General features: G+C 45.2%; 24 protein-coding genes and 1 rRNA gene. 2 read left to right on the top strand and 23 right to left on the bottom strand.

The window, feature by feature from the left end:
- The 19 genes from H2C83_RS09690 to H2C83_RS09600 form a co-directional block, all read right to left on the bottom strand.
- A 23S ribosomal RNA gene (locus H2C83_RS09690) occupies positions 1 to 84 on the bottom strand; the annotation flags it as partial.
- Positions 85 to 359: 275 nt separating this feature from the next.
- Positions 360 to 2,075, bottom strand: coding sequence for a proline--tRNA ligase (locus H2C83_RS09685; RefSeq protein ID WP_181740195.1), 1,716 nt, complete (start codon positions 2,073 to 2,075; stop codon positions 360 to 362).
- A 160-nt stretch (positions 2,076 to 2,235) separates the two neighbouring features.
- Positions 2,236 to 3,504: an RIP metalloprotease RseP gene (gene rseP, locus H2C83_RS09680; protein ID WP_181740148.1), complete on the bottom strand. Its 1,269-nt coding sequence runs from the start codon at positions 3,502 to 3,504 to the stop codon at positions 2,236 to 2,238.
- Positions 3,505 to 3,543: 39 nt separating this feature from the next.
- The gene (locus H2C83_RS09675; RefSeq protein WP_181740193.1) at positions 3,544 to 4,698 is read right to left on the bottom strand and encodes a 1-deoxy-D-xylulose-5-phosphate reductoisomerase; all 1,155 of its coding nucleotides are present in this window, start codon (positions 4,696 to 4,698) and stop codon (positions 3,544 to 3,546) included.
- A gap of 30 nt (positions 4,699 to 4,728) precedes the next feature.
- Complete coding sequence (locus tag H2C83_RS09670; protein WP_181740146.1) at positions 4,729 to 5,526, bottom strand: phosphatidate cytidylyltransferase; 798 nt, start codon at positions 5,524 to 5,526, stop codon at positions 4,729 to 4,731.
- Positions 5,527 to 5,547: 21 nt separating this feature from the next.
- Positions 5,548 to 6,327: an undecaprenyl pyrophosphate synthase gene (gene uppS / locus H2C83_RS09665; RefSeq protein ID WP_376766358.1), complete on the bottom strand. Its 780-nt coding sequence runs from the start codon at positions 6,325 to 6,327 to the stop codon at positions 5,548 to 5,550.
- A gap of 131 nt (positions 6,328 to 6,458) precedes the next feature.
- Entirely contained in the window at positions 6,459 to 7,013 is a 555-nt protein-coding gene (frr, locus tag H2C83_RS09660) for a ribosome recycling factor (protein ID WP_181740144.1), read from the bottom strand.
- Positions 7,006 to 7,743, bottom strand: coding sequence for a UMP kinase (gene pyrH, locus H2C83_RS09655; RefSeq protein WP_181740142.1), 738 nt, complete (start codon positions 7,741 to 7,743; stop codon positions 7,006 to 7,008). The genes frr and pyrH overlap by 8 nt, the downstream gene beginning before the upstream one ends.
- Before the next feature lie 138 nt (positions 7,744 to 7,881).
- On the bottom strand, positions 7,882 to 8,535 hold the full coding sequence (tsf, locus tag H2C83_RS09650; protein WP_181740140.1) for a translation elongation factor Ts: 654 nt from the start codon (positions 8,533 to 8,535) through the stop codon (positions 7,882 to 7,884).
- A gap of 78 nt (positions 8,536 to 8,613) precedes the next feature.
- Positions 8,614 to 9,321, bottom strand: coding sequence for a 30S ribosomal protein S2 (gene rpsB, locus H2C83_RS09645; RefSeq protein ID WP_181740138.1), 708 nt, complete (start codon positions 9,319 to 9,321; stop codon positions 8,614 to 8,616).
- Between the two features lie 196 nt (positions 9,322 to 9,517).
- Entirely contained in the window at positions 9,518 to 10,933 is a 1,416-nt protein-coding gene (gene hslU, locus H2C83_RS09640; protein WP_281364134.1) for an ATP-dependent protease ATPase subunit HslU, read from the bottom strand.
- The gene (hslV, locus tag H2C83_RS09635; protein WP_181740136.1) at positions 10,933 to 11,472 is read right to left on the bottom strand and encodes an ATP-dependent protease subunit HslV; all 540 of its coding nucleotides are present in this window, start codon (positions 11,470 to 11,472) and stop codon (positions 10,933 to 10,935) included. The genes hslU and hslV overlap by 1 nt, the downstream gene beginning before the upstream one ends.
- 178 nt (positions 11,473 to 11,650) lie before the next feature.
- Positions 11,651 to 12,970 (bottom strand): FADH(2)-oxidizing methylenetetrahydrofolate--tRNA-(uracil(54)-C(5))-methyltransferase TrmFO, encoded by a 1,320-nt coding sequence (gene trmFO, locus H2C83_RS09630; protein ID WP_181740134.1) that lies wholly within the window; start codon positions 12,968 to 12,970, stop codon positions 11,651 to 11,653.
- Between the two features lie 18 nt (positions 12,971 to 12,988).
- On the bottom strand, positions 12,989 to 15,064 hold the full coding sequence (topA, locus tag H2C83_RS09625; protein ID WP_181740132.1) for a type I DNA topoisomerase: 2,076 nt from the start codon (positions 15,062 to 15,064) through the stop codon (positions 12,989 to 12,991).
- Positions 15,065 to 15,223: 159 nt separating this feature from the next.
- Positions 15,224 to 16,324 carry a DNA-processing protein DprA gene (dprA, locus tag H2C83_RS09620; protein WP_181740130.1) on the bottom strand — a complete coding sequence of 367 codons (1,101 nt, stop codon included), beginning with the start codon at positions 16,322 to 16,324 and terminating at the stop codon, positions 15,224 to 15,226.
- 329 nt (positions 16,325 to 16,653) lie between these two features.
- The gene (locus tag H2C83_RS09615) at positions 16,654 to 17,841 is read right to left on the bottom strand and encodes an FAD-dependent monooxygenase (RefSeq protein ID WP_181740128.1); all 1,188 of its coding nucleotides are present in this window, start codon (positions 17,839 to 17,841) and stop codon (positions 16,654 to 16,656) included.
- A gap of 34 nt (positions 17,842 to 17,875) precedes the next feature.
- The gene (locus H2C83_RS09610) at positions 17,876 to 18,988 is read right to left on the bottom strand and encodes a cupin domain-containing protein (RefSeq protein ID WP_181740127.1); all 1,113 of its coding nucleotides are present in this window, start codon (positions 18,986 to 18,988) and stop codon (positions 17,876 to 17,878) included.
- 23 nt (positions 18,989 to 19,011) lie between these two features.
- The gene (locus tag H2C83_RS09605; protein ID WP_181740125.1) at positions 19,012 to 19,497 is read right to left on the bottom strand and encodes a DinB family protein; all 486 of its coding nucleotides are present in this window, start codon (positions 19,495 to 19,497) and stop codon (positions 19,012 to 19,014) included.
- Complete coding sequence (locus H2C83_RS09600; RefSeq protein WP_181740123.1) at positions 19,494 to 20,444, bottom strand: fumarylacetoacetate hydrolase family protein; 951 nt, start codon at positions 20,442 to 20,444, stop codon at positions 19,494 to 19,496. Before H2C83_RS09600 ends, H2C83_RS09605 begins: the two co-directional genes overlap by 4 nt.
- Positions 20,445 to 20,624: 180 nt before the next feature.
- On the opposite strand from H2C83_RS09600, the gene H2C83_RS09595 reads away from it, so the two are divergent.
- A complete protein-coding gene (locus H2C83_RS09595; RefSeq protein ID WP_181740121.1) occupies positions 20,625 to 21,392 on the top strand; it encodes an IclR family transcriptional regulator in 768 nt (255 codons plus the stop codon).
- 330 nt (positions 21,393 to 21,722) lie between these two features.
- Here the strand turns inward: H2C83_RS09595 and sucD are convergent, their stop codons facing one another.
- The 3 genes from sucD to H2C83_RS18360 all read right to left on the bottom strand — a co-directional run bounded on the left by sucD (position 21,723) and on the right by H2C83_RS18360 (position 24,213).
- Positions 21,723 to 22,625: a succinate--CoA ligase subunit alpha gene (gene sucD / locus H2C83_RS09590; protein WP_181740119.1), complete on the bottom strand. Its 903-nt coding sequence runs from the start codon at positions 22,623 to 22,625 to the stop codon at positions 21,723 to 21,725.
- A gap of 40 nt (positions 22,626 to 22,665) precedes the next feature.
- Complete coding sequence (sucC, locus tag H2C83_RS09585) at positions 22,666 to 23,826, bottom strand: ADP-forming succinate--CoA ligase subunit beta (protein WP_181740117.1); 1,161 nt, start codon at positions 23,824 to 23,826, stop codon at positions 22,666 to 22,668.
- A gap of 246 nt (positions 23,827 to 24,072) precedes the next feature.
- A complete protein-coding gene (locus H2C83_RS18360) occupies positions 24,073 to 24,213 on the bottom strand; it encodes a YqzM family protein (RefSeq protein ID WP_181740115.1) in 141 nt (46 codons plus the stop codon).
- 253 nt (positions 24,214 to 24,466) lie between these two features.
- Between H2C83_RS18360 and H2C83_RS09575 the strand changes: the two genes are divergently transcribed.
- A complete protein-coding gene (locus tag H2C83_RS09575; protein ID WP_181740113.1) occupies positions 24,467 to 24,898 on the top strand; it encodes a hypothetical protein in 432 nt (143 codons plus the stop codon).
- Positions 24,899 to 25,021: 123 nt separating this feature from the next.
- Here H2C83_RS09575 and adhP read toward each other — a convergent pair whose 3' ends face one another.
- Entirely contained in the window at positions 25,022 to 26,035 is a 1,014-nt protein-coding gene (adhP, locus tag H2C83_RS09570) for an alcohol dehydrogenase AdhP (protein ID WP_181740111.1), read from the bottom strand.
- Positions 26,036 to 26,216 lie beyond the last annotated feature (181 nt).

Here is a 26,216-nt window from a genome sequence, read left to right as displayed (position 1 = left end):
TCCCCGAGGCATATCGGTGTTCGTCCCGTCCTTCATCGGCTCCTGGCGCCAAGGCATCCACCGTGTGCCCTTAGTAGCTTACCCTGCATTTTTGCTCCTTGGAGATTACTTCTCCCGGTGATTGCAACTTGACGAATGACGCGGAAAAGGATCTGTTGATCCATCTCCTCTTTCGTCATGCTTCTTCCATATCTCATTTTCAAGGTGCGTATTTTTCTTTTAAATCGCTCATTGCGGCGACAAGTAATAATATATCACTGTCACTTAAAAAGATCAAGGACTTTTTTTATGAAACTTGTATTTATTTTATGATATTCAATCAAGCCCTCCTTTTCACATAGAAAAGAAGGGCTCTCCCATCACTTTTCATCAGCCTGCCTGATCCAATTCGGCAATTCTCCAATTACATGCTCAACCGGAACATCCTGTGCCTTGCCGGATCGACGAAGCTTCAACTCTACCAAACCGTCCCCCGCTTTGGATCCTACCGTAATACGAACCGGAATCCCAAACAAATCAGCATCTTTAAATTTGACACCAGCTCGCTCTTTTCGGTCATCAAACAATACTTCATACCCTGCGGTTTGGAGTTCAGCATACAGAGCCTCTGCGGTTTCAGCCTGCTCTTTATTCTTCATGTTGACGGCAATCAAATGCACCGTATACGGAGCAATCGACACAGGCCAAACAATTCCGTTGTCATCATGGTTTTGCTCTACGATCGAAGAAACCGCACGCGAAACGCCAATACCATAACAACCCATAATAAATGGCTGTTCTTTTCCATTGGCATCTAAAAAGCGGGCATTCATTACATCACTGTAACGGGTACCCAGCTTAAACACTTGACCGATTTCAATGCCGCGGCGAAGTGAGATAACTCCTCCGCAACGAGGACAGATATCTCCCTCTTCAATATTTCTGAAATCCCCGATTACATCTGCCTCAAAATCACGTCCTGCCTGTACATGAAGCAAATGCTTGTCTATTTCATTGGCTCCGGTGACCATTTCATTCAATTGCATGACTGCCTGATCAGCCAGGATCTTGATCCTTTTCTTCAGTCCGACAGGCCCGACAAATCCGACGGGGACACCGGCAATCCCTTTTACCGTTTCTTCATCAGCCAGCTCGCAAACCACGCCGTTCAGGAAGTTTTTCACTTTAACATCATTGACTTCATGATCACCGCGAACCATTACAAGTACCGGCTCCTGATCCACCATAAAAATCATGCTTTTGACCAACCGGGAAACTGGTACGTCAAGAAATTGGGAAACCTCTTCAATGGTACGTTTTTGCGGAGTATCCACCTTTTCCATCGGATCCACAGCGACTTGCTCGGCTGATTTCTGATCACCAACAACTTCAGCCATTTCCACGTTGGCGGAATAATCGCACGTTTCGCAAATAACAATTGTATCCTCGCCGGCATCGGCCAAAGCCATAAACTCATGGGTGCCTTTTCCTCCCATTGAACCGGAGTCGGCCTCAACTGCCCGAAAATTGAGCCCGATCCGTGTGAAAATCCTGATATATGCCTGATACATCTTTTTATAGGCTTCATCCAACGAGTCACGGTCCGCGTGGAAAGAATAGGCATCTTTCATCAGAAATTCACGCCCCCTTAACAAACCGGAACGCGGACGCTTTTCATCACGGAATTTGGTCTGAATCTGATACAAGATCAAGGGAAGCTTCTTGTAAGTATTAATTTCTCCACGCAATAAATCGGTTATAACCTCTTCATGGGTCGGTCCAATTGCAAATGTTCGGTCATGACGGTCTCGCATGGTAAACAAATCAGGTCCATATATTTCCCAGCGACCGGATTCCTTCCACAATTCAGACGGGTGCAAGATTGGCATCAGAAGCTCCTGCGCACCGATTTTATCCATCTCTTCTCGCACAATTTCTTCTACTTTATGTAAAACACGATACCCCAATGGCAAGTAGGTATAAATTCCGGCTGCCAACTGCCGGATAAAACCTCCCCGCAACAACAATTGATGACTGATTGTCTCTGCTTCTCCCACTGTCCGCAGCGTCGGAGCCAGTATGTTTTTTTGGCGCATATCCATCCCTCACTTTTCAAAAGCTACGTCATTGTCTTATCATACACAAAACATTCCAAAGAAAAAAGAGACTAAGAGACTTTCAAAGTAAAATTATCCCACAACTTTCCCTGATAAAGTGAAAACCCAGAGCCCTGTTAAGGGAACTGGGTTTTCACTTTTATCCGGGGAAGAAGACTTTCTTAATGTCATTGAATGTGACAACAATCATCAACATAATGAGTAAAGCGAAACCAACAAAATGGACAAAACTTTCCTTGTTTGGATTGACAGGACGTCCGCGAACCGCCTCGATTCCGATAAATACGAGCCGGCTGCCATCCAATGCCGGAATCGGGAGTAAGTTGAAAATCCCTAGATTCAGGCTGAGAAGCGCTGTCCATCGAATCAGTTGCTCAAAGCCTGCTTTGGCTGCCTCACCGGTAATGGAACCCATTTGAACAGGACCGCCCAGGCTCTTGATTCCCAACTGCCCTGTAATCAATTTCCCAAAACCATCAAGAATGATCACTGACCAATCATAGGTCTGTTTGAAACCGTCCGCGACGGATTCCATCAGCGTCGCTTCGCGTTTCATTTCATTGATATTGAAGTAAACCCCGATTTGATAAATTTCACCACTTTTTTGCGGCGTCACCGGAAAATTCAATTCTTTCCCGTCCCGCTTGACTGTAATGGTAACGGGATTTCCCTTGGACTCCAACAGTTTGTATCTTAAAGAATCCATATTATTTACCTTTTCGCCATCGATTGCCACAATCAGATCACCAGTTTGAATTCCCGCTTCGGCAGCCGGTGAATTGGCAATAACCCGATCCACCGGAAGCCGGTCTTCGACCCCTGTCATAAAGGTATAAACAGCAAACAGCACAATAGTCAAAAGAATATTAAACAAGGGGCCGGCAAAAATCGTCATTGCTTTTTGCCCTACCGTTCTTGAGCCAAACTGGCGATCATACGGAGCAATTTGCATTTGCGTCTTGTTATCGTAGTGCACAATGGCCTGCGGATCCAAAAAATACTTCTGTTCGGACCCATCCTGTTTTTCCAGTACCACATAGAGTTCCTTTTCCAAATCGGCTTCGAGCAGCCTGCCGACTTCAAAAGAATGCACATCCATTTGCGACGGTTCATACAGATACAGATGGTTCAATTTACCTTCGTCAGACTGAATGGCGTAAACGGTTGTGCCTGTCTTGATTTCCACTATCTCTGCATCTTCACCTGCCATTCGCACATAGCCGCCTAAAGGCAAGAGCCGAATGGAATAGAGAGTTTCTCCGCGCATTTTTGTAAAAACTTTTGGCCCAAATCCGATTGCAAACTCCCGAACCAATATTCCAGCACGTTTGGCAAAGATAAAATGCCCAAATTCATGCACAAAGACCAGAAAGCTTAATACAAAAATGAATACAATTAATGTTTGCATGGATTGTTCATCACCACCCTGGTTGATCACACACCTTATTCAAGCTACGGGAACAAGACAATTTTTGGCAAATTGACGTGCCCACCTGTCTGCTTCCTCAATTTCTTCCAACGATGGATTGCCAACATTCTGATGGGCATCCAACGTTCGTTCCACAATTTCTTCAATATCCAGGAAATTGCAATCTCTATTCAAGAACATTTCCACAGCCACTTCGTTGGCAGCATTCAGTACAGCTGGCATTGTCCCCCCGGCTTTCCCGGCTTCATAAGCCATTCTCAAACATGGATACCGGCGAAAGTCCAGAGCACGGAAGTCCAGACGGGATAATGAAACAAGATCCAGCCGCTTGGTTCTTAGCGGCATTCTCCGTGGATAGGCCAAAGCATACTGAATCGGTATTTTCATATCCGGTGTGCCTAATTGGGCCATGACCGCCCCATCGGAAAATTCCACCATGGAATGAATCACACTTTGGGGATGCAGGATTACATCTATTTTCCCATAGGGGAAATCAAATAGCCAGTGTGCCTCAATTACTTCAAAACCTTTGTTCATCATGGTCGCACTGTCAATGGTAATTTTATTTCCCATTGACCAGTTGGGATGTTTCAAGGCCTGTTCCACAGTTGCATGGATCAGTTCTTCCCTGCTCCAATCGCGAAAGGCTCCTCCAGAAGCGGTGATAATTAACCGTTCTGCTTCAGCGGACCGTTCTCCGTTAAAACATTGAAACAGCGCGGAATGCTCACTGTCGATTGGCAACAGCGGTACTTGATGTTTCCTGGCTTCAGCTGTGACAATATGGCCGGCAGTCACCAACGTTTCTTTATTGGCCAGGCCGATTTTTTTGCCTGCACGAATTGCCGCAAGCGTAGGGGCCAATCCTTTGCTTCCCACCAAAGAAGAGACAAGATATGTGGAATCGCTGCAAACCGCAACAGCGTTGAGTCCTTCATCTCCCCACAACACTTCAACCGTTTCACCCACTTCCTGCTTGACTGCATCTGCCGCTTTCCTGGTTGCCATCGACACCAGTTTGGGTTTGAATGCTTTAACCTGTCGGATCATTTCCTTGACATTTTTTCCTGCCGCCAATGCGACAACATTAAACTGGTCCGGGTGTTCTTCAATGACAGCCAAGGTATTTTTCCCGATGGAACCGGTAGAACCGAGAATAGCCACCTTTTCCAACATTCCATTGCTCCTTTCACCATTTGGTAACTACAGAACCTCAACCAGATGAAGAATCATAAACGTAAACAACAAACTGTCAAATCGATCCAGGAAACCACCATGTCCAGGCAAAAATGTACCTGAATCTTTCACACCAGTACTTCTTTTCCATGCTGACTCCACAAGGTCACCGATTTGCCCGACTATGGTGATCAGCACACCCAATCCCAAAGCCAGAACGGGATCACCCAGGTCAGGAAAAATAAAAAAGATGACCACACTCAAAAAGGTACCACTTAAAATTCCACCGAGAGATCCTTCAATTGTTTTGTTAGGGCTGATTTCCGGCCACAACTTCTGTTTTCCCCATTTTTTCCCGATAAAATAGGCACCGGTGTCGTTGGCCCAAGTGGCAAAAACAATCAACAGGGACCAGGCCAGACCGTTTTCCTTCCAGATAGTGAGCATCATATAGGAAAAACCGTATCCTATGTATAGAGAACCGACGAATAAATAAGACATCTGAAACAGGTCAAACCGGTTTCTGCTGAGTACAATCCATAAAAAATAAAGAATAAGCCCAAATATGACCGGTGTTGTTCCTTTTAAAAAGGAGAAATCAGAGAACATGGGTCGATTCGCCAATCCGCTGAAAAAAAACATGGTGACAAGGATCATCCCTATATATATTTGCGGGGTGCGAATAGAAATATGTTTCATTTTAGCATATTCTATAAAGGCCACTATTCCTAAAAAAAATAAAAAGAAGGTATACAACCAAGCCTGGCTCATAAGCACTAAAAATATCACAGCCCCCAATATACCTGTAATTATTCTCTGTTTCATCGTTTATTTCCCCTGTTCTATTTACACTGCCCCAAAGCGTCTTGAACGATGCTGGAAATCTTCGATAGCCCTGTAAAAATATTCAGATGAGAAATCAGGCCAGAGAACATCTGTAAACCACAATTCACTGTAAGCAATCTGCCACAACAGGAAATTGCTTATCCGGATTTCACCGCTGGTGCGAATCACCAGATCGGGATCCGGCAGTCCTCTGGTTAACAAGTATTGGCCCATCAATTCTTCTGTTACTTGCTCCTTATCAATATGACCATTTTTTACATCATTTATAATCCGGTGCACGGCGTGCAAAATTTCATCCCTTGATCCGTAATTGATTGCAAAATTCAAGATCAGTCCACTATTGTTTTTCGTCTTTTCCTCAAACTCGGCCAGCGCTTTTTGCGTATGACTGGGAGTCTTGCTCTTTTCCCCGAGCATCTGGACCTTTACATTCCGCTCAATCAGCTCATTCAGGTCTGTTTCTAAAAACTCTATCGGTAATTTCATCAGATATTCCACTTCATCCTTGGGCCGTTTCCAGTTTTCGGTGGAAAAAGAGTAAAAGGTCAATACCTTGATTCCCAATTGATCGGCACAGCGGATAATTTCACGTACCCGTTTCATTCCGGCTGCATGCCCGGCTGTTCGGGGCAATCCCCTTTTTTTGGCCCAACGTCCATTGCCATCTGTAATGATGGCTACGTGTTTTGGCAGAGATGCCTTTTTAATCTTTTCCAACAAATTTTCATTTGCGTCCTCTTGCCTATCTGATCCCATCATACGTTTGATTGATCTGATCATGGAACATTCCCCCGCAAATAGATCTCACCATATTTTTGGTATGGATAAATCTTTTTCCTTCAATTATATTACAAATTTAGCCAGAAAACCCCCTCTATGCAGAAGGGGTTTTCACCCAGACGGATAATTCCTTAGATCTCCATAATTTCTTTTTCTTTATCCGCAACTACCTGATCAACTGTCTTGATAAATTGATCCGTCAGCTTTTGTATTTCATCATGGCCACGATGCAAGGTATCTTCCGGAATATCGCCGCTTTTTCTCATCTTTTTCAACTCATCATTGGCATCACGACGAATGTTGCGAATTGCCACTTTTGCTTCTTCCCCGGTTTTGCGAACTATTTTGACCAGTTCGGCACGCCGTTCTTCCGTCAAAGCGGGAATGGTAATGCGAATTACCGATCCGTCATTGTTCGGAGTCAGGCCAAGTTCCGATTTCAGGATTCCGCGTTCAATTTCTCCAAGCGCAGACTTATCCCATGGCTGAATCAGCAAAGTCCGGGGATCCGGTGTAGAAATGTTGGCCATCTGATTGATCGGCATTTCGGAACCATAATACTCGACAACAACTTTATCAAGCAGCGCAGGGTTTGCCCGTCCGGCACGAATAGCGGTCAAATCCTTTTTCAGGACTTGCACAGCCTTTTCCATTTTCCCTTGAGCCTGTTTTTTTACTTCATTCATATGCGTTCACACTCCCTTTTACCAATGTTCCAATATGTTCTCCTAACAGCACACGCCGAATATTGCCCTCTTCTGAAATATTGAAAACAATTAAAGGAATATTGTTATCCATACACAATGAGGAAGCAGTCGAATCCATAACTTTCAAGCCTTTGTTAAGAATCTCGAGATAAGTAAGGGTATCATATTTTTTTGCTGAAGGTTCCTTTGCAGGATCAGCGGTGTAAACTCCATCAACATTGTTTTTGGCCATCAGGATGACATCCGCTTCAATTTCAGCGGCCCGAAGCGCTGAGGTTGTATCGGTAGAGAAAAACGGGTTTCCATTTCCTCCTGCAAAAATAACAACGCGCCCCTTTTCCAGATGGCGAATGGCACGACGGCGAATATAGGGCTCTGCTACCTGGCGCATTTCGATTGAAGTCTGAACACGGGTAGGCACATCGATGCTTTCCAGCGCATCCTGCAGCGCCAGGGAATTCATGACAGTGGCCAGCATTCCCATGTAATCAGCGGTTGCACGGTCTATGCCCCGGGAAGACCCGTGAATCCCCCGCCAAATATTGCCGCCGCCCACGACAACAGCTACTTCTACACCCAGTTCTACAACATCTTTAATCTGTTTGGCAAGTGACTGTATAACTGATGCATCAATTCCATAACCCTGTTTGCCCGCCAAAGCTTCACCACTTAATTTTAATACGACTCGCTTATATTTGGGAGTACTCATGGTTTTCCTCCGTTTCAAACAAAATCAGCCATCCACAAATATTCCATTTTCAAAAACATTAACTTGTCCAAAACGGATGCTTTTCAGACCGTTTCTTAAAAAAAAGGGAACACCCCGTTTGTGTTCCCATATATCTCATTAACCTTTCTTGATTTGAGACATTACCTCTTCTACAAAATTGCTTTCACCTTTTTCGATGCCCTCTCCCAATTCGAAACGGACAAAACGGCGAACATTAATATTTTCTCCAATTTTGGCGATCATTTCTTTAACCAACTGGTCTACAGTTTTGTCTGGATCTTTAACATAGGCCTGATCCAGAAGGCAAATTTCTTTGAAATGCTTTTTAAGACGGCCTTCCACCATTTTGTCAACAATTTTTTCCGGTTTGCCTTCCCCAAGTGCCTGTTGTCTCAGGATTTTGCGTTCTTTTTCAATTTCGCTTTCCGGAATTTCTTCGCTGCGTACATATTTTGGATTCATTGCGGCGATTTGCATCGCAATGTCACGGACAAAAGATTTGAACTCATCGGTTTTGGCAACGAAATCCGTCTCACAGTTAACCTCTACCAATACGCCGATCCGGCCGCCGGCATGTATGTAAGATTCAACGACTCCTTCGGCAGCAATGCGGTCCGCTTTTTTCGCAGCTTTTGCAATTCCCTTTTCACGGAGATATTCCATGGCTTTTTCCATGTCTCCGTTTGTTTCCGTTAATGCTTTTTTACAATCCATCATACCTGCGCCAGTTTTATCACGCAATTCTTTTACCAATTTTGCGCTGATTGCCATGAATGGTCCTCCTTTTTGATATACCGTATAAAAAGAGGCAGGCATGAATGATGATCATGCCACCCTCTCTGTTTTTCATCAGGAAGCGGTTGTGCTTTGCTGTTCGCCCTGTTTGCCTTCCAGAATGGCATCAGCCATTTTGCCGGTAAAGAGACGAACTGCACGGATCGCATCGTCGTTACCCGGAATGACATAATCCACTTCGTCGGGATCGCAGTTGGTATCCACAATCGCAATAATCGGGATGTTCAATTTGCGGGCTTCGGCAACTGCGATGCGCTCTTTGCGCGGATCAATCACGAAAATTGCATCAGGCAATTTTTTCATGTGTTTAATTCCACCCAGGAATTTTTCCAGTTTGGCCTGTTCTTTTTTCAAGAGAATAACTTCTTTTTTCGGTAATACATCAAAGGTTCCATCTTCTTCCATGCGCGCCAGTTCATGGAGACGGTCGATCCGCTTGCGAATCGTCTGGAAGTTGGTCAGGGTTCCTCCTAACCAGCGATGGTTTACGTAAAACATATTCGAACGGGTTGCTTCTTCTTTTACTGCTTCCTGGGCCTGCTTTTTGGTTCCTACAAACAGGAGCGTCCCGTCGTTTGCAGCCAGATCCCGGACGAAATGATATGCCTGTTCCATCATTTTGACTGTTTTTTGCAAGTCAATAATGTAAATGCCGTTTCTTTCAGTAAAAATGTATTTGCTCATCTTCGGATTCCAGCGACGTGTCTGGTGACCAAAGTGAACACCAGCTTCCAACAACTGTTTCATTGATACTACTGCCATATAAAAATCCTCCTTATTGGTTATCCCTCCGTCGACATCATCACGAACAGAAACCATTCAGATACATGGCACCACTGCCCGCTTTTTTCGACGTGTGTGTTTTACACCATTGATGAATATACCATATTCACAAGCGAAACCGCAAGCAAAAACTACAGTCCTTCGTCAATTCGAAAAAAACGTCATATTGGCTTCATTACAGGATATATTGGCTCAAATCACGATCTTCCACAATATCTTGCAATCGTTCTTTCACATATTCTTCTGTTATTTTGATTTCACCTGCCCCAATCTCGGGCGCATTAAACGACAACTCTTCCAGCATACGCTCCAGGATGGTATGCAGACGGCGAGCACCGATATTTTCAGTTGTATTGTTCACTTCTGCCGATAACCGCGCAATCTCGGAGATGGCCCCATCGGTAAAGGTAACGGTGATTCCTTCGGTTTCAAGGAGTGCCGTGTACTGTTTGATAAGCGCACTTTTGGGCTCTGTAAGGATACGGACAAAATCACCGGCCGTCAAGTCGCTTAATTCTACGCGAATTGGGAAACGGCCTTGCAGCTCAGGGATCAGGTCTGACGGTTTGGATACATGAAATGCCCCGGCTGCGATGAACAGGATATGATCCGTCTTGACCGGGCCATATTTGGTCATGACGGTGGAACCTTCCACAATCGGCAGGATATCCCGCTGGACTCCTTCCCGGGACACGTCCGGACCTTTTCCGTCTTTTCCCGCCACCTTGTCGATCTCATCGATAAAAATGATTCCTGACTGTTCCACGCGTTCCAGAGCTTCCTGTGTTACCAGATCCATATCGATCAGTTTTTGCCCTTCCTGCTGGGTTAATACTTCCCGTGCCTCCTTGATGGGAAGCTTCCGCCGTTTCGTTCTCTTTGGCATAAACTGCCCAAGGATTTCCTGCATGTTCATTCCCATCTGCTCGGCACCCATACCGGCAAACATGTCAAACATGGCCGGAGATTGTTCTTCAACTTCAATCTCAATCACCAGATCTTCCAGTTCCCCGCGCAACAATTTTTCCCTGACCTGGCGCCGTTCTTCTTTCATTTTATTCTCAAATTGATGATTATTATTCGCTTCTGAAGAAGTTTGATTTTGTTGAAAAAGAAATTCAATCGGATTTTTAAAGGAAGCAGTCCCTTTTTTTCCGGGAACCAGGATCTCCACAATCCGGTCGTTGGCCATCGCCCGTGCCTGTTCCTTGACACTTTCCAGCTTTTCCGCCTTTACCATACGTATTCCTGTTTCCACCAAATCCCGTACCATCGATTCTACATCGCGCCCTACATAACCGACTTCCGTAAATTTGGTCGCCTCCAGTTTGACAAACGGTGCGCCGACCAATTTGGCAAGGCGGCGGGCTATTTCTGTTTTCCCCACACCCGTCGGCCCAATCATCAAAATGTTTTTGGGTACAACTTCCTCTTTCAGTTCATCTGGCAGAAGCAAACGCCGGTACCGGTTTCGAAGCGCGATCGCGACGGCCCTCTTTGCTTCGGTTTGCCCGATAATATATTTGTCCAGTTCGGCAACAATTTTTCTTGGCGTCCATTTTTCACGTGCGTTGAATACCGGAGTCATCATTAAACCTCCTCCACAATGATATGATCATTTGTGAACACACAGATTTCGCTTGCAATTGTAAGGGCTGCCCTTGCTATATCCTTTGCTGCCAGATGAGGAGCATATCTCTTTAGAGCTCTTCCGGCCGACAGGGCAAAACTGCCTCCCGAACCGATTGCCAGCATGTCATCATCCGGCTCAATCACTTCCCCTGTCCCAGATATTAAAAACAATTTTTCCCGGTTCATCACAATCAGCATGGCTTCCAGTTTCCGCAACACTTTATCTGAACGCCATTCCTTGGCCAATTCGACGGCTGCCCTGGCCAGATTCCCATGATACTCTTCCAGTTTTCCTTCAAACTTTTCAAACAAAGTGATGGCATCGGCGACAGAGCCCGCAAAACCGGCCACCACTTTTCCTTTATATAATCGACGCACTTTTTTTGCACCATGCTTCATAATCATCTGATTTCCAAGGGTAACCTGCCCATCTCCCGCCATCGCAGCCTGTCCTTCATGCCTGATGGCAAATATCGTCGTTGCATGGAAATCTTCCAATCCTGTTTCCTCCTTCTTAACAGCAGACTTTTTGAGAACCGGGAAGGACCTGTTTCCGCCTTCCGGGGAAAGCTTCTTTGGTCGCCACTTCGTCCTGGAAAACCGTTTTCATATCCCGGTTACTCTTGATAGTTCAAATATTTTCCCTTACTACTTTATCGTTCAAACTTGCTTATAATCAATAAGATTTGGCAACTTGTTTCCGAAACTCCTCAATTTCCCGCAACGCACGCGCAGCAAGCCCCTTTGCCCGTTCCTTCCTGTTTCTGATTCGTTCAGGCAAGGGTTCAAACAGGCCAAAATTGACATTCATCGGCTGGAAATGTCCCGGATCGGCATTGGTAATATAACGGCTCATACTGCCCAGTGCTGTTGTTCCGGGAGGAACAACCGGTCTTTCCCCTTTTACGAAACGGGCAGCGTTGATTCCGGCAAGCAAACCGGATGCTGCCGATTCGACGTATCCTTCGACTCCTGTCATCTGTCCGGCAAAGAAAAGATCATCCCTGCCTTTAAACTGATAAGTGGGGTGTAGAAGTTTTGGCGAATTGATAAATGTATTTCGATGCATCACCCCGTAACGGAGAATCTCCGCTTTTTCCAAACCGGGGATCAGACGGATCACTTCTTTTTGGGAGCCCCATTTCAAATGAGTTTGAAATCCGACTATGTTGTATAATGTTCCCGCACTGTTATCCTGACGCAACTGTACAACGGCAAAAGGACGTTTCTCCGTACGCGGATCGGTTAAACCAACCGGTTTCATCGGGCCGAACAACAGGGTCTTCTTGCCGCGCCGGGCAAGCACTTCAATCGGCATACATCCTTCAAAAAAAATCTCTTTTTCAAAATTCTTCACGGAAGCGGTTTCTGCCTGAACCAGCGCCTCATAAAACCGGTTGAATTCCTCTTCGGTCATCGGACAATTCAAGTAAGCTGCTTCCCCCTTGTCATAACGCGACTGGACAAATACCTTGTCCATATCTATCGAATCTTTTTCAACAATGGGAGCGGCAGCATCATAAAAATACAAATATTCTTCCCCGGTCAAAGACCGGAGTTCTCCGGACAACGTTTCGGAAGTAAGGGGTCCTGTCGCAATAATGGCCGGTTTGTCCGGCAACCGGGTGATTTCTTCATGCTGTATCTCAATATTTTCATGCTGATGGAGTGTATCTGTGATTTCCTGCGAGAAAGCTTCACGGTCTACCGCCAACGCTCCGCCCGCCGGCACGGCATGCCGGTCCGCTGCTTTCATAATCAGGGAATCGAGCTTGCGCATTTCTTCCTTCAATACGCCAACCGCATTTGTTAAAGAAGCACTCCTTAAAGAGTTGCTGCAGACTAATTCGGCAAACTTTCCCCCGCGATGGGCCGGAGTCATTTTCAAGGGCCTCATTTCATAAAGAATAACCTTTATCCCCCGTTCAGCGATCTGCCAGGCGGCCTCGCTTCCGGCCAACCCGGCTCCTACAACGGTAATTTTCTGTTTCGTCATGGCTTCTCTTCTCCCCCGTCATTTCTTCTCTTCTTCATAATCACATGCTGTACAACGAATCTTGGTCGGTTTCTTCTTCGCCTTTTTCTCCACCATCAATTGTCCGCATTTTGGACAAGACCGGGCAACAGGCCGATCCCATGATACAAAATCACAATCCGGATACCGGCTGCAACCGTAGAAAAACCGCGATTTCCTGCTTTTTCTTTCTACGATTTCCCCCTGTTTGCATCTGGGGCAAGTCACTCCGGTCGATTTTAAAATCGGCTTGGTATTGCGGCATTCCGGAAAGGCCGAACAGGCCAGAAACTTCCCAAAACGGCCAAACTTGTATACCATCGGACTTCCGCACTTTTCACATACCTCGTCGGAAACCTCATCCTTGATTTCCACTTCGGCCATTTCTTTTTCAGCTACTTGCAACTGCTTTTGAAACGGATTGTAAAAACGATCCAGAATCTGGATCCAGTCGGCTTTTCCTTCTTCGACCAAATCAAGATCCTGTTCCAAGTGAGCGGTAAATTGGACATTTAAAATTTCCGGAAAAAACTGCTTCATCAGGTTAATCACAATCTCTCCAAGTTCGGAAGGAACGAACCGTTTTTCCTCCAGGAGGACATAACCCCGTTTTTGGATCGTTTCCAAAATGGGTGCATAGGTACTCGGGCGACCGATCCCTTTATCCTCCAGTTCCTTGACCAGACTTGCTTCCGTATAGCGTGGCGGAGGCTGTGTAAAATGTTGCCTGGGATCGATCGATTTCCGTTTTAGCATCTGGCCTTCGGTCAATTCCGGCAAATATTTGTCTTCTTCCTTTTTATTGTCATCATTGCCTTCAACATATACTTTTATAAAACCGGGAAACTTGATTTTTGAACCACTCGCTTTAAACAGGGCGTCACCGGCGCGAATATCCGCCGACACGGCATCATAAACCGCTGCAGCCATCTGCGAAGCCACAAAACGTTCCCAGATCAGCTTGTACAGCCGATACTGGTCACGGGACAGGTATTTTTTCATTTCAGCAGGAGTCCGAAACACCGAAGTGGGGCGAACGGCTTCATGAGCATCCTGCGCTCCTGACTTTTGTATATATTTGCGGGCTGTCTTCGGCAGGTAATTTTCTCCAAACGTTTGCTCAATGTATTTGCGCGCCTCAGATTGAGCTGTTTCGGAAATGCGGGAAGAGTCGGTTCTCATGTAGGTAATCAGGCCAACAGTCCCTGCTTTTCCGATATCCACCCCTTCATACAGTTGCTGCGCCAAAGCCATGGTTTTATAAGCCCGGAAATTGAGTTTGCGGGCTGCTTCCTGCTGCAATGTGCTGGTAATAAATGGGGAAGCAGGATTGCGTTTTCGTTCGCTCTTTTTGACTTTCTCCACGACAAAACGCTTGCCCTTGATCGCTTCCAGAAGTTGATCCACCTCTTGTCTGGAAGAAAGCTCCTGTTTTTTGCTGCCATAGCCGTAAAACTTTGCTTCAAATGATTCTTCCCCGCTTAACAGGATGGCCGTAACCGTCCAGTACTCTTCCGGCTTGAACCGGCGAATCTCATTTTCCCGATCAATGATCAATTTTACCGCTACTGACTGGACTCTGCCGGCACTTAAGCCTTTTTTTACTTTTTTCCACAAGAGCGGACTGATTTTGTATCCGACGAGTCGGTCAAGAATCCGTCTCGCCTGCTGGGCATTGACCAAGTCTGTGTTAATCATGCGCGGATGCTTGAATGCTTCCTTAACCGCCTGTTTGGTGATTTCATTGAAAACCACGCGGCATTGTTCATCAAGCGGTACATCCAAGCTGTGTGCCAAATGCCAGGCAATCGCTTCCCCTTCCCGGTCAGGGTCAGCAGCGAGAAAAACCCGTTTCACCTTTTTTTTCGCATCCCGCAATTCTTTTAAAACTTCGCCTTTGCCGCGCACCGTAATATATTTGGGTTCAAAGCCGTCTTCCACATTTACGCCGAGCTGGCTCTTCGGCAAATCCCGTACATGTCCCATTGAAGCTTTAACAATATATTTGCTTCCCAGATATTTTTTTATCGTTTTTGCTTTCGCAGGTGACTCAACAATTACTAGCGAATCGGCCATTATATGGCCCTCCCCTCATTTTGGCCACTTTTGTCTTCTCTGTTGGCACTCGTATTTGTTACAATAACAAATTATGGCCAAATTGTTCAACTTTCCGTTCTCATTTCTGCCACGCTTTTCATATTTACACAGATATGTATATACTCCCTGACGCCCTGATTATTTACGGATATATCGGGCTCCGGGCAGCTGGGCAATCATGTTTTTCAACTCCAGTACAATTAAAACCTGATGGATTTCCTCACAGATTCCCTTCCGGTTTAATTGCTCAATCAAAGCATCGATGTGAATCGGTTCATCCGGTGCAATAAGCTGGTAAACCTGTTCTTCTATATTATTTAAGTTAATTTTGTCCAATTTATTCATTGAGGCAGGGATTTGCCCGAAATGAAGTCCCTCCAGTTCTTCCACAATATCCGCTACACAACGCACACATTTGGCCCCATCCTGGATCAGCTTCAATGTTCCCTGGCTTTGCCTTGATGTCATCGGCCCTGGAACAGCAAAAACTTCCCTGCCCTGTTCCATGCTGAAATCAGCGGTAATCAGGGAACCGGACCTCTCGGCTGCTTCGATGACCAAAGTTCCATGGGACAAGCCGCTGATGATTCGATTCCGCTGCGGAAAAACCCAGGGGAAAGGCTGTGTGCCAGGAGGCATTTCGGATATGACTGCGCCTTCTCTTACGATTTTTTCATAGAGGCAGCGGTGATGTTTTGGATAAATCACGTCAACCCCCGTTCCCAGTACGGCAATTGTTTGACCTTTGGCCTCCAGTGCCGAGCGATGTGCTTCCCCGTCAATGCCGCTTGCCATGCCGCTTATGATTGTCCAGTCAAATTCAACCAATCCTGCAGCCAATTCCCTGGCAACCCGCAATCCATACGGGGTCGGTCTTCTCGTGCCAACCACTGCAAGTGACTTTGCAGACAATAAAGAAGCATCCCCTCGAATATATAATACCCATGGTGGTTGAGCAATCTCTTTTAACAATACAGGATACTCTTCGTTGAAAAATGTTATCGTCTGGATTTGCCGTTTTTTCAAGTCACGATCCACTTCAGCTATAAAGGAAGTGGTCAATTCCTGCCTGATCTTTTGTATTTCAGTGCTTTTCACACCATACAGCAACAATTGGTCAAGCAGTTTGTCCGAAACGGGTTCCTGGGGTTCCCATCCCAATTCAATCAAATATTTGATGGTAAGCCATCGAACGGAAGAAATCTGATTCAACGCGACCAGAACCGGATATCGATTCAACGAAAACACCTCATTTTTTACCTGGAATATCTAAACCTTACCAAATATCATTTCCATTTTTTACATGACACCCGGCTTACTTTTCGCCAAAAAATCCCGATATCCTCTAACAATCGTTTTGCCTCTTCAAGTCTGCAAGCCTTTATAAAGATCTGTCCCTTTCCACTTGTATTTGTTAAAATACCAAATATTTCATATAATATTGGCTATCACAAACATATTAATACCCTTCCTTTCGTTCAAAATACAAATAACCCTGCCTAAACAAATACAGACAGGGTTATTGCATCTTTTCGCAAAATATTTTTTTGAGACCAATTTTTAACCGCTCAATAACGTTTGGCATACAACCAGTCGACATAGCTGTAATCATCCGAATTTCTATTTTTCAGCAGTTCATTTCTTAAAAGAATACTGATATTGTCATTGGCATGGATAATTTCCCCCCACAACCTGGCGGTAAGCTGTACCCTTGATGATCTTGGAAAACGTTCCTGTTTGTAGGACAAAAATGCCTGTTCAATGTTATTGCCGTGCTTGTGAAGCATATTTGTCAGATAAGCTGCGTCTTCGATAGCTTGACAACCACCCTGGGCCAAATATTGCAGCATGGGGTGAGCGGCATCGCCAAGCAGGGTAACTCTGCCGGAAGACCAGTTTTCCATTGGATTGCGGTCATACATGGGCCAGCGGCGTTGACCTGAAATATAGCTGAAAACGGCATGGCGTACAGCTTCACAGCATTCGCCAAAATGTTCTTCAATCTCATCCGGTGTTCCCCAATCGTCAGATCCTTCTTTATAGCGAAAACTCTTGAAAACGATCACCTGGTTATACAGTTTCCCGCTACGAACCGGATACTGTACCAAATGAAGATAAGGACCAATCCACATGAGGACGTCATCCACGTCAGTCCCGCCCCTTTCAACTATTTCATCCATCGGAACCGTCCCGCGGTAAGCCACATACCGGGAACAAACAGGTTGGTCATTGCTAAACATTTCTCGTGTCTTTGACCACAATCCGTCTGCTCCAATCACCGCCTCAGCCAGATACCCTGTCCCGTCCTCCAGGGTAACACGGGCTTTTTCGCCCAAATCCTCAACCTTTTTAACTTTCTGATTGCTGAGCAATGTAATATTTGGATTAACCTCACAGGCATCAAACAACACTTTGTGCAAATCAGCACGATGCATAACGATATATGGATGTTTGTATTTTTCCAGGAAAGCGCTGCCCAGATCAAGATCACTAAGCTCTTCGCCAGTTATGGCATCCTTCAGAACCAGTCGTTTGGGAAAAACAGCATATTTTGATATTTCGTCCATCAACCCGAACCGGTCCAATATTGCAGTGGTGTTGGGTCCCAACTGGAGACCTGCGCCCACTTCCCCAAATTGCCGTGCTTTTTCCAACACATGAACAGATCTGCCCGTTTCCGCAATCCCCAAAGCAGCTGTAAGCCCTCCAATCCCCCCACCAACTACCAGAAATGACACCTCTTTTTGTTTTGCCATCTTCTGTCGACCTCCCCGGTTGTTTGTTATTTTTTTATGACCTGTCAGGTAAAAGCGGTTTAAATTCACTGATGATCTTCTGGTAACCTTCATAGCTTTCTTCATGTTGAAGCCCCAGTTTTTCCATAATAGGATAGTCACTCACTGAAAACAGATAAGTATCTTCTGAAGCAGCATGCTCATGCCAGGCCCAATTTGGCACGATAAAGAAATCCCCCTCTTCCCAAGCAAATCGAACACCGCCTATGACAGAATATCCGGAGCCTTTGAATACATGAAAAATGGTAGAACTGGTATGGCGATGTGCTTTGGAATGATAGCCTGCGGGAAGCTTATGCATCCAGGCTGCAATGTTTGGATTGGCTGTTTTTCCTGTGGAAGGATTAATATACTCTACAGCATAGCCATCATAAGGATCCGGTTCAAAGTTGCTCAATCCTTCAAGCGCAGCCTGTGTCCGGGACCATCGGAACGAACTGAGCGGAGCAATTTGCGGAGTGCGATCAGAAACCGGACGTACCATTCCGCCCGGATAACGCCGGGATTTGTAATTGTCCGGTATCTCAGGCTTTTGAATCGTCTCCGGATAAGACTCAAAAAACGTTCCGCCGATAGCGTAGACGAACGGAATATCAAGCACATCCATCCAAATAATCGGTTTATCGCCCGGGTGGGCATGTCCATGCCAAAGCCCTTGCGGAGTAATCAGGAAATCTCCCTCTTGCATAAAAATCCGTTCACCCTCGACAATCGTATATGAGCCTTGCCCCTTGGAAATGAAACGGAGCGCATTTTGTGAGTGACGGTGTGAAGGAGCCGTTTCTCCGGGCAATATCAATTGAACAGCCGCATAAAGGGTCTGGGTAGCGGAAGCCCAACCCCAGGGTTTCCGTTCTTTTAAGCCGGGATTCTGCAAGTAAATTGCTCTTCGTTCCCCGCCGCGCTCTGGAGTAAAGATTTCGCGTGCTTTCATCAATTTCGTATAGAGGGTTTCCCATTTCCAAAGATATGGGACGGCTTGCGGCTCAGGTTCTTTATTCATCAAATCAGGAAGGGCGTTCCATAGCGGCCCCAAATGGAATTTTTCAATCTCGTCATTAAATTTCTTTACCATTTGGCTCTTGATAAACTCATTTTTTTCTGCCACCCGATTCACCCCTTGAATTGGATTTAATTGGACACTTCCAACTTATTTTTAAGCCTTTGGATTTGCTTCAAATGTGTATCCAGATGTTCCACCAAAAAATGCTCAATCAAAAAATGGAGAGGCTTTGTACCAAACTTGGGATTACGGCTTGGAGCCGTTTTTTTCAGGTCTTCTTCCGTGAGCGAGGCGAGAAGACTGCTGGCTTTTTCTCTGGAACTTTCGATTTCCTGCAAAACTTCAACAATGTTTTTTCTGTCAGCCTGGGTTACAGCCTCCAGACGTTCCGGATCCTGCATGGTACGCCCCCACTCCGTCCCCGGGGAATGGTTCAGCCTTTCAATTTCATTCAACCAATAGAAATTTGCCTCTGCGATATGGCAAAGAACCTCCATAACAGACCACTCATCAGCTGAATATTTAAAATAAATTGATTCTTCAGTCAATTCTTTTGAAATGTGGATTATGCTATCTATGCTTTTTCTTATTTTATTAACGGCTTCTTCGATCACTTGCCATTCCTCCAGTCCTGTTTTTTTACCCGGTTCTCCAACACACCAATGCCCTCAATCTCGATTCTGACCACATCACCATCTTTCAGAAAAGCTTGCGGATTGCGGGCTACACCTACTCCGCCCGGTGTTCCGGTTAAAATCACATCGCCTGGTTCAAGGGTCATCAAACCGGAAAGAAATTCAACCAGAAAAGGAACGGTAAACACAAGGTTGCGGGTATTGGAACGCTGACGCTCTTTGCCATTTACGGTTAAAACCAATTCCAAACTGCCCGGGTCTCCCAGTTCGTCACCAGTCACAATCCAGGGGCCCATCGGCGCACTCCCGTCAACCGATTTCCCCTGCAGCCACTGGAGCGTCCTTTTTTGCAGATCGCGATAACTTACATCATTGGCAATCGTATATCCGGCAACATAATCCAACGCCTGCTCCTTTGCAACATTTCTGGCCTGCTTTCCGATCACAAATGCCAATTCGGCTTCATAATCCAATTGCTCGGAAATCGGGTATAACGGGATATCTTCTTCCGGGCCGATGATCGTGTTTGCAAATTTGGCAAACAGCACCGGATAATCGGGAAGTTCCCTTCCCATTTCCAGAATGTGCTCCCGGTAATTATGTCCGACGCAAATTATTTTTCCCTGATGCTGAATCGGAGCCTGAAGTTTCACTTCAGAAAGAAGATGGATTGTTTTATATGGGGAATTTCCCGATTTTAACAAAACAAACTTCATGGCTTTTTTGGCCATACTGAGACTCTCTTCTCCACCTTGTAAAAATTCACGCATATTTGCCGGAACATAAGCCTCCGCAATTTGCCTTGCTCGCAATTTGCCTTCTGCTTCAAGCATGGACTGGCAAGCAAGATTCAAATCAATGACCTGGTTTTCGACCACACAGCCGATACGATGATGTCCTTCATAAGTAAAACTGACTAGTTTCATTCTTTACCCCTTTCTTGTTTTGTTGTGATGGTTAAATCCGCTTGAGAAAGAATCAATCCAATTCATATTGACATCTTTCTTTTTTCAGTTCATAATGTGAATTGACAGAATTATATAGTGAATTATGAATTTATTATAATATTGAATTAATTTTTTGTCAACAAAAATGGAGGAACATCAATGCGAAGAATTAATATCGAACCAAATAAATCATTGCTAAAAGCGATTCAAATTCTTGAATGTTTTTCAGAAAACAAGCAGTTTCTTACAGCAGAAACCATTTCCAGGCTTACGGGCTTTCCCAAAACAACTGTTTATCGAACCTTATACACTTTGGAAATGGCCGGACTCATTCATTTTCGCGAGGAAAACAATACTTACTGTTTAGGTGTAAAATTATTGGAGTTTGGCGGAATTGTTCTGTCACGTTTTCATATCCGTTACTATGCCAGTCCTTACCTGACTCCCTTGCACCACCAGACCGGATTTACCGTTTTGCTTGGCATTCTGGAAGGGGATCGCCTGATGTATATTGACAAACGCGAAAGCTATGAACATCACAAATATACATCTCCTATCGGAAAGGCAAGAAGCCCTCATTACGGGATACTGGGGAAAACCCTGATGGCATCATTGGACGATGAGAAGATCCAGGAAATCCTGGACAATATTCCGCTAAAAAGTTACACCGATCAGTCCATCACAGATCCGGCCAGTTTTCGGATGGAGTTAAAGAAAATCCGGGAGAAAGGCTATGCCATTGATCAGGAAGAAGTTGTTCCCCATGTTTTTGGAGTAGGTGCTCCCATCAAAAACAAGTGGGGGAAAACGGTAGCTGCCATCGCTGTTGTCGGCCCCAAAAAAGCTTTTCTGGAGTTCCCTCTTACCGAAATCGTGCTCAAGGTTCAACACTGTGTCAAACAAATCGCCAGCGAAATAAACACCTGAACCGGAACAAAGTCAGGGAACCATAATTGGCCAGTGTTTCTATTTTTATAAGCGGAACATTCCGGTTCAGTAACCCTATTTATTGAACAAAGGCCGTCATATTATCTTGGTAAAAAAGCAGCAGAAATGTGTATATTACTTCGGGTAAATGTTACGGGGCAGATCAGGTTCCGTACAGGGCCTGGCTTTGCAGCATGTTAACAATTTCAAAGAGCATTTTAGAAGCCGTCAATTTTTTCTTTACCAGGTACAAACAGAATGAATCCCGAATCTTTCTTTCACAGATAAAAAAAGGGAACCCTGGTGGTTCCCTTAATTGAAAAATCTCCTTTATTTGCTGGTGCAGGCTTCCAGTAAACCTTTTTCCTTTAATGTCTCCACGAGGGTTTCGCCAATCACAGCCGGGGTTGGAGCCACTTTCACACCGCAGCCTTCCAGGGTTGCGATTTTTTCAGCAGCTGTACCTTTTCCTCCGGAAATAATGGCACCGGCATGTCCCATCCGTTTTCCGAGAGGTGCCGTTTGACCGCCGATGAAGCCAACAACCGGCTTTGTCATATTGGCCCTGATCCACTCTGCGGCTTCCTCTTCCGCAGTACCGCCAATTTCCCCAATCATGATCACTGCCTTTGTGTCCGGATCTTCTTCGAAAGCTTTCAAACAATCAATAAAATTGGTTCCGTTGACAGGGTCTCCCCCGATTCCAACTGCTGTCGTTTGGCCGATCCCGCGTGTGGTCAACTGATGAACCGCTTCATAGGTAAGGGTTCCGCTCCGTGATACGATCCCCACATGTCCAGGGGTATGGATATATCCGGGCATGATTCCGATTTTGCATTTGCCAGGGCTGATGACTCCCGGACAGTTTGGGCCGATCAGGCGAGTCTTTTTCCCTTCCATATAACGTTTCACTTTTACCATGTCAAGAACCGGAATTCCTTCAGTAATGCAGACAACCAATTCCAGTTCCGCTTCAACGGCTTCCATAATGGCATCGGCGGCAAATGCCGGCGGCACATATATTACAGATGCATTGGCTCCTGTTGCTTCAACTGCTTCGGCAACCGTATTGAAAATCGGCACGCCTTCGATTTCCGTTCCCCCTTTACCCGGGGTCACTCCTCCCACTACCTTTGTGCCGTATTCCAAAGCCTGTTTGGTATGAAACAATCCTGTTGCTCCTGTAATGCCTTGTGTAATCACTTTCGTATTTTCATTTACAAAAATACTCACATAAACCCCACCTTTCCCGGGCGATTAATCATTCGTATAATTACTTGACAAGTTGAACAATTTTTTTCGCGCCATCTTCCATGGAATCGGCGGCAACAATTTCCAGACCGGATTCTCTCAATATTTTCTTACCCAGATCAACATTGGTTCCTTCAAGGCGGACCACTAACGGACGATCCAGGCTGATCTGTTTTGCCGCTTCCACAACTCCGCTGGCAATAATGTCACATTTCATAATTCCACCGAAAATATTGATAAAAATGCCCTTCACATTCTTATCAGATAAAATAATTTTAAATGCTTCACGAACTTTATCTGCCGTAGCACCGCCGCCAACGTCAAGGAAGTTGGCAGGTTCGCCATCGAAATGTTTAATGATGTCCATGGTAGCCATGGCCAGTCCTGCTCCGTTAACCATACATCCGATATTTCCATCAAGCGCAATATAGTTCAGGTCATATTTGGAAGCTTCAATTTCTTTTTCATCCTCTTCATCCAAGTCGCGCATTTCTAAAATATCCGGATGGCGGAACAGTGCATTTGAATCAAAGTTCAATTTGGAATCCAATGCCACAACACGGCCATCCCTGGTTGTAATGAGCGGATTGATTTCCGCCAGGGAACAGTCATTGTCCACAAATGCCTGATACAGTCCCAGCATAAATTTAACCGCTTTATTTACCTTATCTTTGGGAATATGGATATTGTAAGCCAGACGGCGTGCCTGGAATGGCAGCATCCCCACTGCCGGATCAATCACTTCCTTGAAAATTTTCTCCGGAGTTTTGGCAGCCACTTCCTCAATCTCCGTGCCTCCTTCTTCAGAAGCCATCATAACAACGCGGCTGCTGGAACGATCGATTACAACTCCCACATAGTATTCTTTTTCAATCGGAAGGCCTTCTTCAATTAACAACCGTTTAACTTCCTTGCCTTCCGGCCCGGTCTGATGGGTTACCAATGTTTTGCCAAGCAGTTCATCAGCGTATTGGCGAACCTCGTCCAGACTTTTCGCCAGTTTTACGCCACCGGCTTTTCCCCGGCCTCCGGCATGAATCTGGGCTTTTACTACCCAGAGATCTCCTTCCAGTTTTTTGGCCGCTTCTACGGCTTCATCCGGCGAAAACGCGACAAATCCGTTTGGAACGACTACACCATATTTTTTCAGGATTTGTTTTCCTTGATACTCATGAACGTTCATTCCGCGATCCCCCAATCCTTGGTCATAACCATAAAAAACAACCAGACTTTACCAATCCGGTTATGTATCCTTCCTTTTCCCGTACCCCTCATATATAACAGGCTACAGGTCAAGTGGAACACAACTTGACATTTTGTTCACATATTGAAGTATAGCTTACGCTCAATCATTTGCCAACCGGGCACTCAAACCGCCAGCCCATACAAAAACGAGAGGATTTATCACCGATCCTCCCGTTTTAACGATTTATTGCATAAAATCGATAACGGTGGCAACAACAAAAATCACTAAAAAAATACTTCCGGATACGAGTGTTCCTTTGACAACGTCGATAAAATCGTTTTCCTGATTGTTGTATTTTTCATTTTTTAATGTGTCTGCTTTCACAACTCTCCCTCCTCGTCACCTGCTTTCCTCATTTATTATAATGTTGGTTTCATATTTCTTTCAATAAAAAATCAAAATTTCGCCAATTGACACAAGATTAAAAGTGTAAAAAACTTATAATAAAAGGTTATTCAAGGGGAATTCAGACTGTTCTACCAGCAGTCAATCGATCGTAACATAACATTATGGTAAACCCGGATCAATTGACAGCTATGACTGCTAAAAAACCAATATTAAACCAGGGGAGGAAAATATGAATATTCGTTTTCAGACACCCTATCAGTATGTTTTTATTCACGAAGACATTAAGCACCTGTTGTTGTTATGGAGAAAGAAACATAAATGGGATCTGTACATTATCGAAGAAGAAAAGGACGGGGAAATGACACTCAGATTTCCCGGGGAAACCTATATTGAAATGGTCCTGAAAGATATTGAACCGATTTTTTTTCAACGGTTGGAAACCCCGGAAAAAACGTTTCTCGCCATATTGGGCGCCACTTTTACTTATGAGGACCGCACCATGCTGATGTATTATGATCCGGAGTATCCTGAAGAAGCCATTTATTTTTTTGAACGTTCTGATGAAGGAATTGCTGAAATCGATGAAGCTGAATATGAACAGGTGGTCCAGACGTTTATCAATGAATTTCCCGAGTACTTTAAGGATTATGCCAATGTATAATTTTTTCCGGCGAACACCACGGTGAATACGGCCGGAAGACCAGGTGTCTGATCAACAGGCATTATTCGGAAACAAAAAATGCAACCGGATGCTGATCCGGCTGCCAGATGAGAATCGTTTCCCTTATTCCAGTGTTAACACGATTCGCCCGTTGATTTGCCCTTTTTTCATCCTTTCAAAAACTTCATTGATATTTTCAAGAGGCTGTGTTTCAATAATTGTCTTCACTTTGCCACGGGCTGCAAAATCCAAAGCTTCCTGCAAATCTTTTCTCGTACCGACAATGGACCCTTTCACCGCAACACCATTTAACACTGTGTCAAAAATGGGAATCGGCAACTCCCCGGCCGGAAGACCGACGATCACCACTGTGCCGCCGCGCCTTACTGATTGATAGGCCTGTTCAAATGCCTTGGGGTTTACTGCCACACTCAATGCAGCATGTGCACCGCCAACTTTCTCTTCAATCTCTTTGACCGGATCAACCGTCTTGCTGTTGACCGTCAGATCTGCTCCCAGTCTTTTGGCGAGTTCCAGTTTGTCATCCTGGATATCTACCGCAATCACGTTAAATCCCATTGCTTTTGCGTATTGCAGGGCAACATGCCCCAAACCGCCGATCCCGTAGACGGCAACCCACTCACCCGGTTTGGCATCGATCACTCTCAAGGCTTTGTATGTTGTAACACCGGCACAAAAGATAGGAGCAGCTTCCTCAAAACTGAGATTGTCCGGAATCCTGGCAACGTAGGCAGCCGGTGCCTTGCAATATTCTGCATAGCTGCCATCCACCGAATAACCGGTATTCAACTGCTTTTTGCACAATGTTTCCCAGCCGGACAAACAATATTCGCATTCACCGCAGGCAGAATAAAGCCAGGGAATTCCGACTCGATCTCCCACTTTGACAGAAGTTACGCCCTCGCCTGCCTTTACAACCACACCTACCCCTTCATGTCCGGGAATCAAGGGGAGTTTCGGTTTTACCGGCCAATCACCGTGTGCGGCATGCAAGTCAGTGTGACAAACACCACAAGCCTTGATTTTTACCAAAATCTCACCATAACCAGGCTGCGGAACCGGAACTTCCTTTATTTCCAGTTTTCCGTAAAACTGATTCACTACTGCCGCTTTCATGTCCAATTCCTCCTCTTGATATCATTTGATCAAACCACTGATTAAATTCGCAAAATTCATGCCAATAGTAAATGCAACAATATTCAGTAATCAGCTTGATTTGTGGTAAAAATTCGTCTCTTCGGGACGAAAAAATGGCTGACATTTACTTTTTTTCGTCCCTTTTATTTTTTTAATCAAT

Origin of the sequence: Thermoactinomyces mirandus (assembly GCF_013868055.1) — a bacterium.
In the GTDB taxonomy this organism is placed as follows: domain Bacteria; phylum Bacillota; class Bacilli; order Thermoactinomycetales; family Thermoactinomycetaceae; genus Thermoactinomyces; species Thermoactinomyces mirandus.
The sequence above is the reverse complement of the archived record's forward strand: the minus strand, read 5'-3'. Positions and strand labels throughout refer to the sequence as shown.

Bases quoted from the DNA above. Each gene is read 5' to 3' on its own strand.
- H2C83_RS09685 (WP_181740195.1), bottom strand. From the start codon at position 2,075: ATGCGCCAAAAAAACATACTGGCTCCGACGCTGCGGACAGTGGGAGAA.
- rseP (WP_181740148.1), bottom strand. From the start codon at position 3,504: ATGCAAACATTAATTGTATTCATTTTTGTATTAAGCTTTCTGGTCTTT.
- H2C83_RS09670 (WP_181740146.1), bottom strand. From the start codon at position 5,526: ATGAAACAGAGAATAATTACAGGTATATTGGGGGCTGTGATATTTTTA.
- uppS (WP_376766358.1), bottom strand. From the start codon at position 6,327: ATGATCAGATCAATCAAACGTATGATGGGATCAGATAGGCAAGAGGAC.
- frr (WP_181740144.1), bottom strand. From the start codon at position 7,013: ATGAATGAAGTAAAAAAACAGGCTCAAGGGAAAATGGAAAAGGCTGTG.
- pyrH (WP_181740142.1), bottom strand. From the start codon at position 7,743: ATGAGTACTCCCAAATATAAGCGAGTCGTATTAAAATTAAGTGGTGAA.
- tsf (WP_181740140.1), bottom strand. From the start codon at position 8,535: ATGGCAATCAGCGCAAAATTGGTAAAAGAATTGCGTGATAAAACTGGC.
- rpsB (WP_181740138.1), bottom strand. From the start codon at position 9,321: ATGGCAGTAGTATCAATGAAACAGTTGTTGGAAGCTGGTGTTCACTTT.
- hslU (WP_281364134.1), bottom strand. From the start codon at position 10,933: ATGATGACTCCGGTATTCAACGCACGTGAAAAATGGACGCCAAGAAAA.
- trmFO (WP_181740134.1), bottom strand. From the start codon at position 12,970: ATGACGAAACAGAAAATTACCGTTGTAGGAGCCGGGTTGGCCGGAAGC.
- topA (WP_181740132.1), bottom strand. From the start codon at position 15,064: ATGGCCGATTCGCTAGTAATTGTTGAGTCACCTGCGAAAGCAAAAACG.
- H2C83_RS09615 (WP_181740128.1), bottom strand. From the start codon at position 17,841: ATGGCAAAACAAAAAGAGGTGTCATTTCTGGTAGTTGGTGGGGGGATT.
- H2C83_RS09600 (WP_181740123.1), bottom strand. From the start codon at position 20,444: ATGAAACTAGTCAGTTTTACTTATGAAGGACATCATCGTATCGGCTGT.
- H2C83_RS09595 (WP_181740121.1), top strand. From the start codon at position 20,625: ATGCGAAGAATTAATATCGAACCAAATAAATCATTGCTAAAAGCGATT.
- sucC (WP_181740117.1), bottom strand. From the start codon at position 23,826: ATGAACGTTCATGAGTATCAAGGAAAACAAATCCTGAAAAAATATGGT.
- H2C83_RS09575 (WP_181740113.1), top strand. From the start codon at position 24,467: ATGAATATTCGTTTTCAGACACCCTATCAGTATGTTTTTATTCACGAA.
- adhP (WP_181740111.1), bottom strand. From the start codon at position 26,035: ATGAAAGCGGCAGTAGTGAATCAGTTTTACGGAAAACTGGAAATAAAG.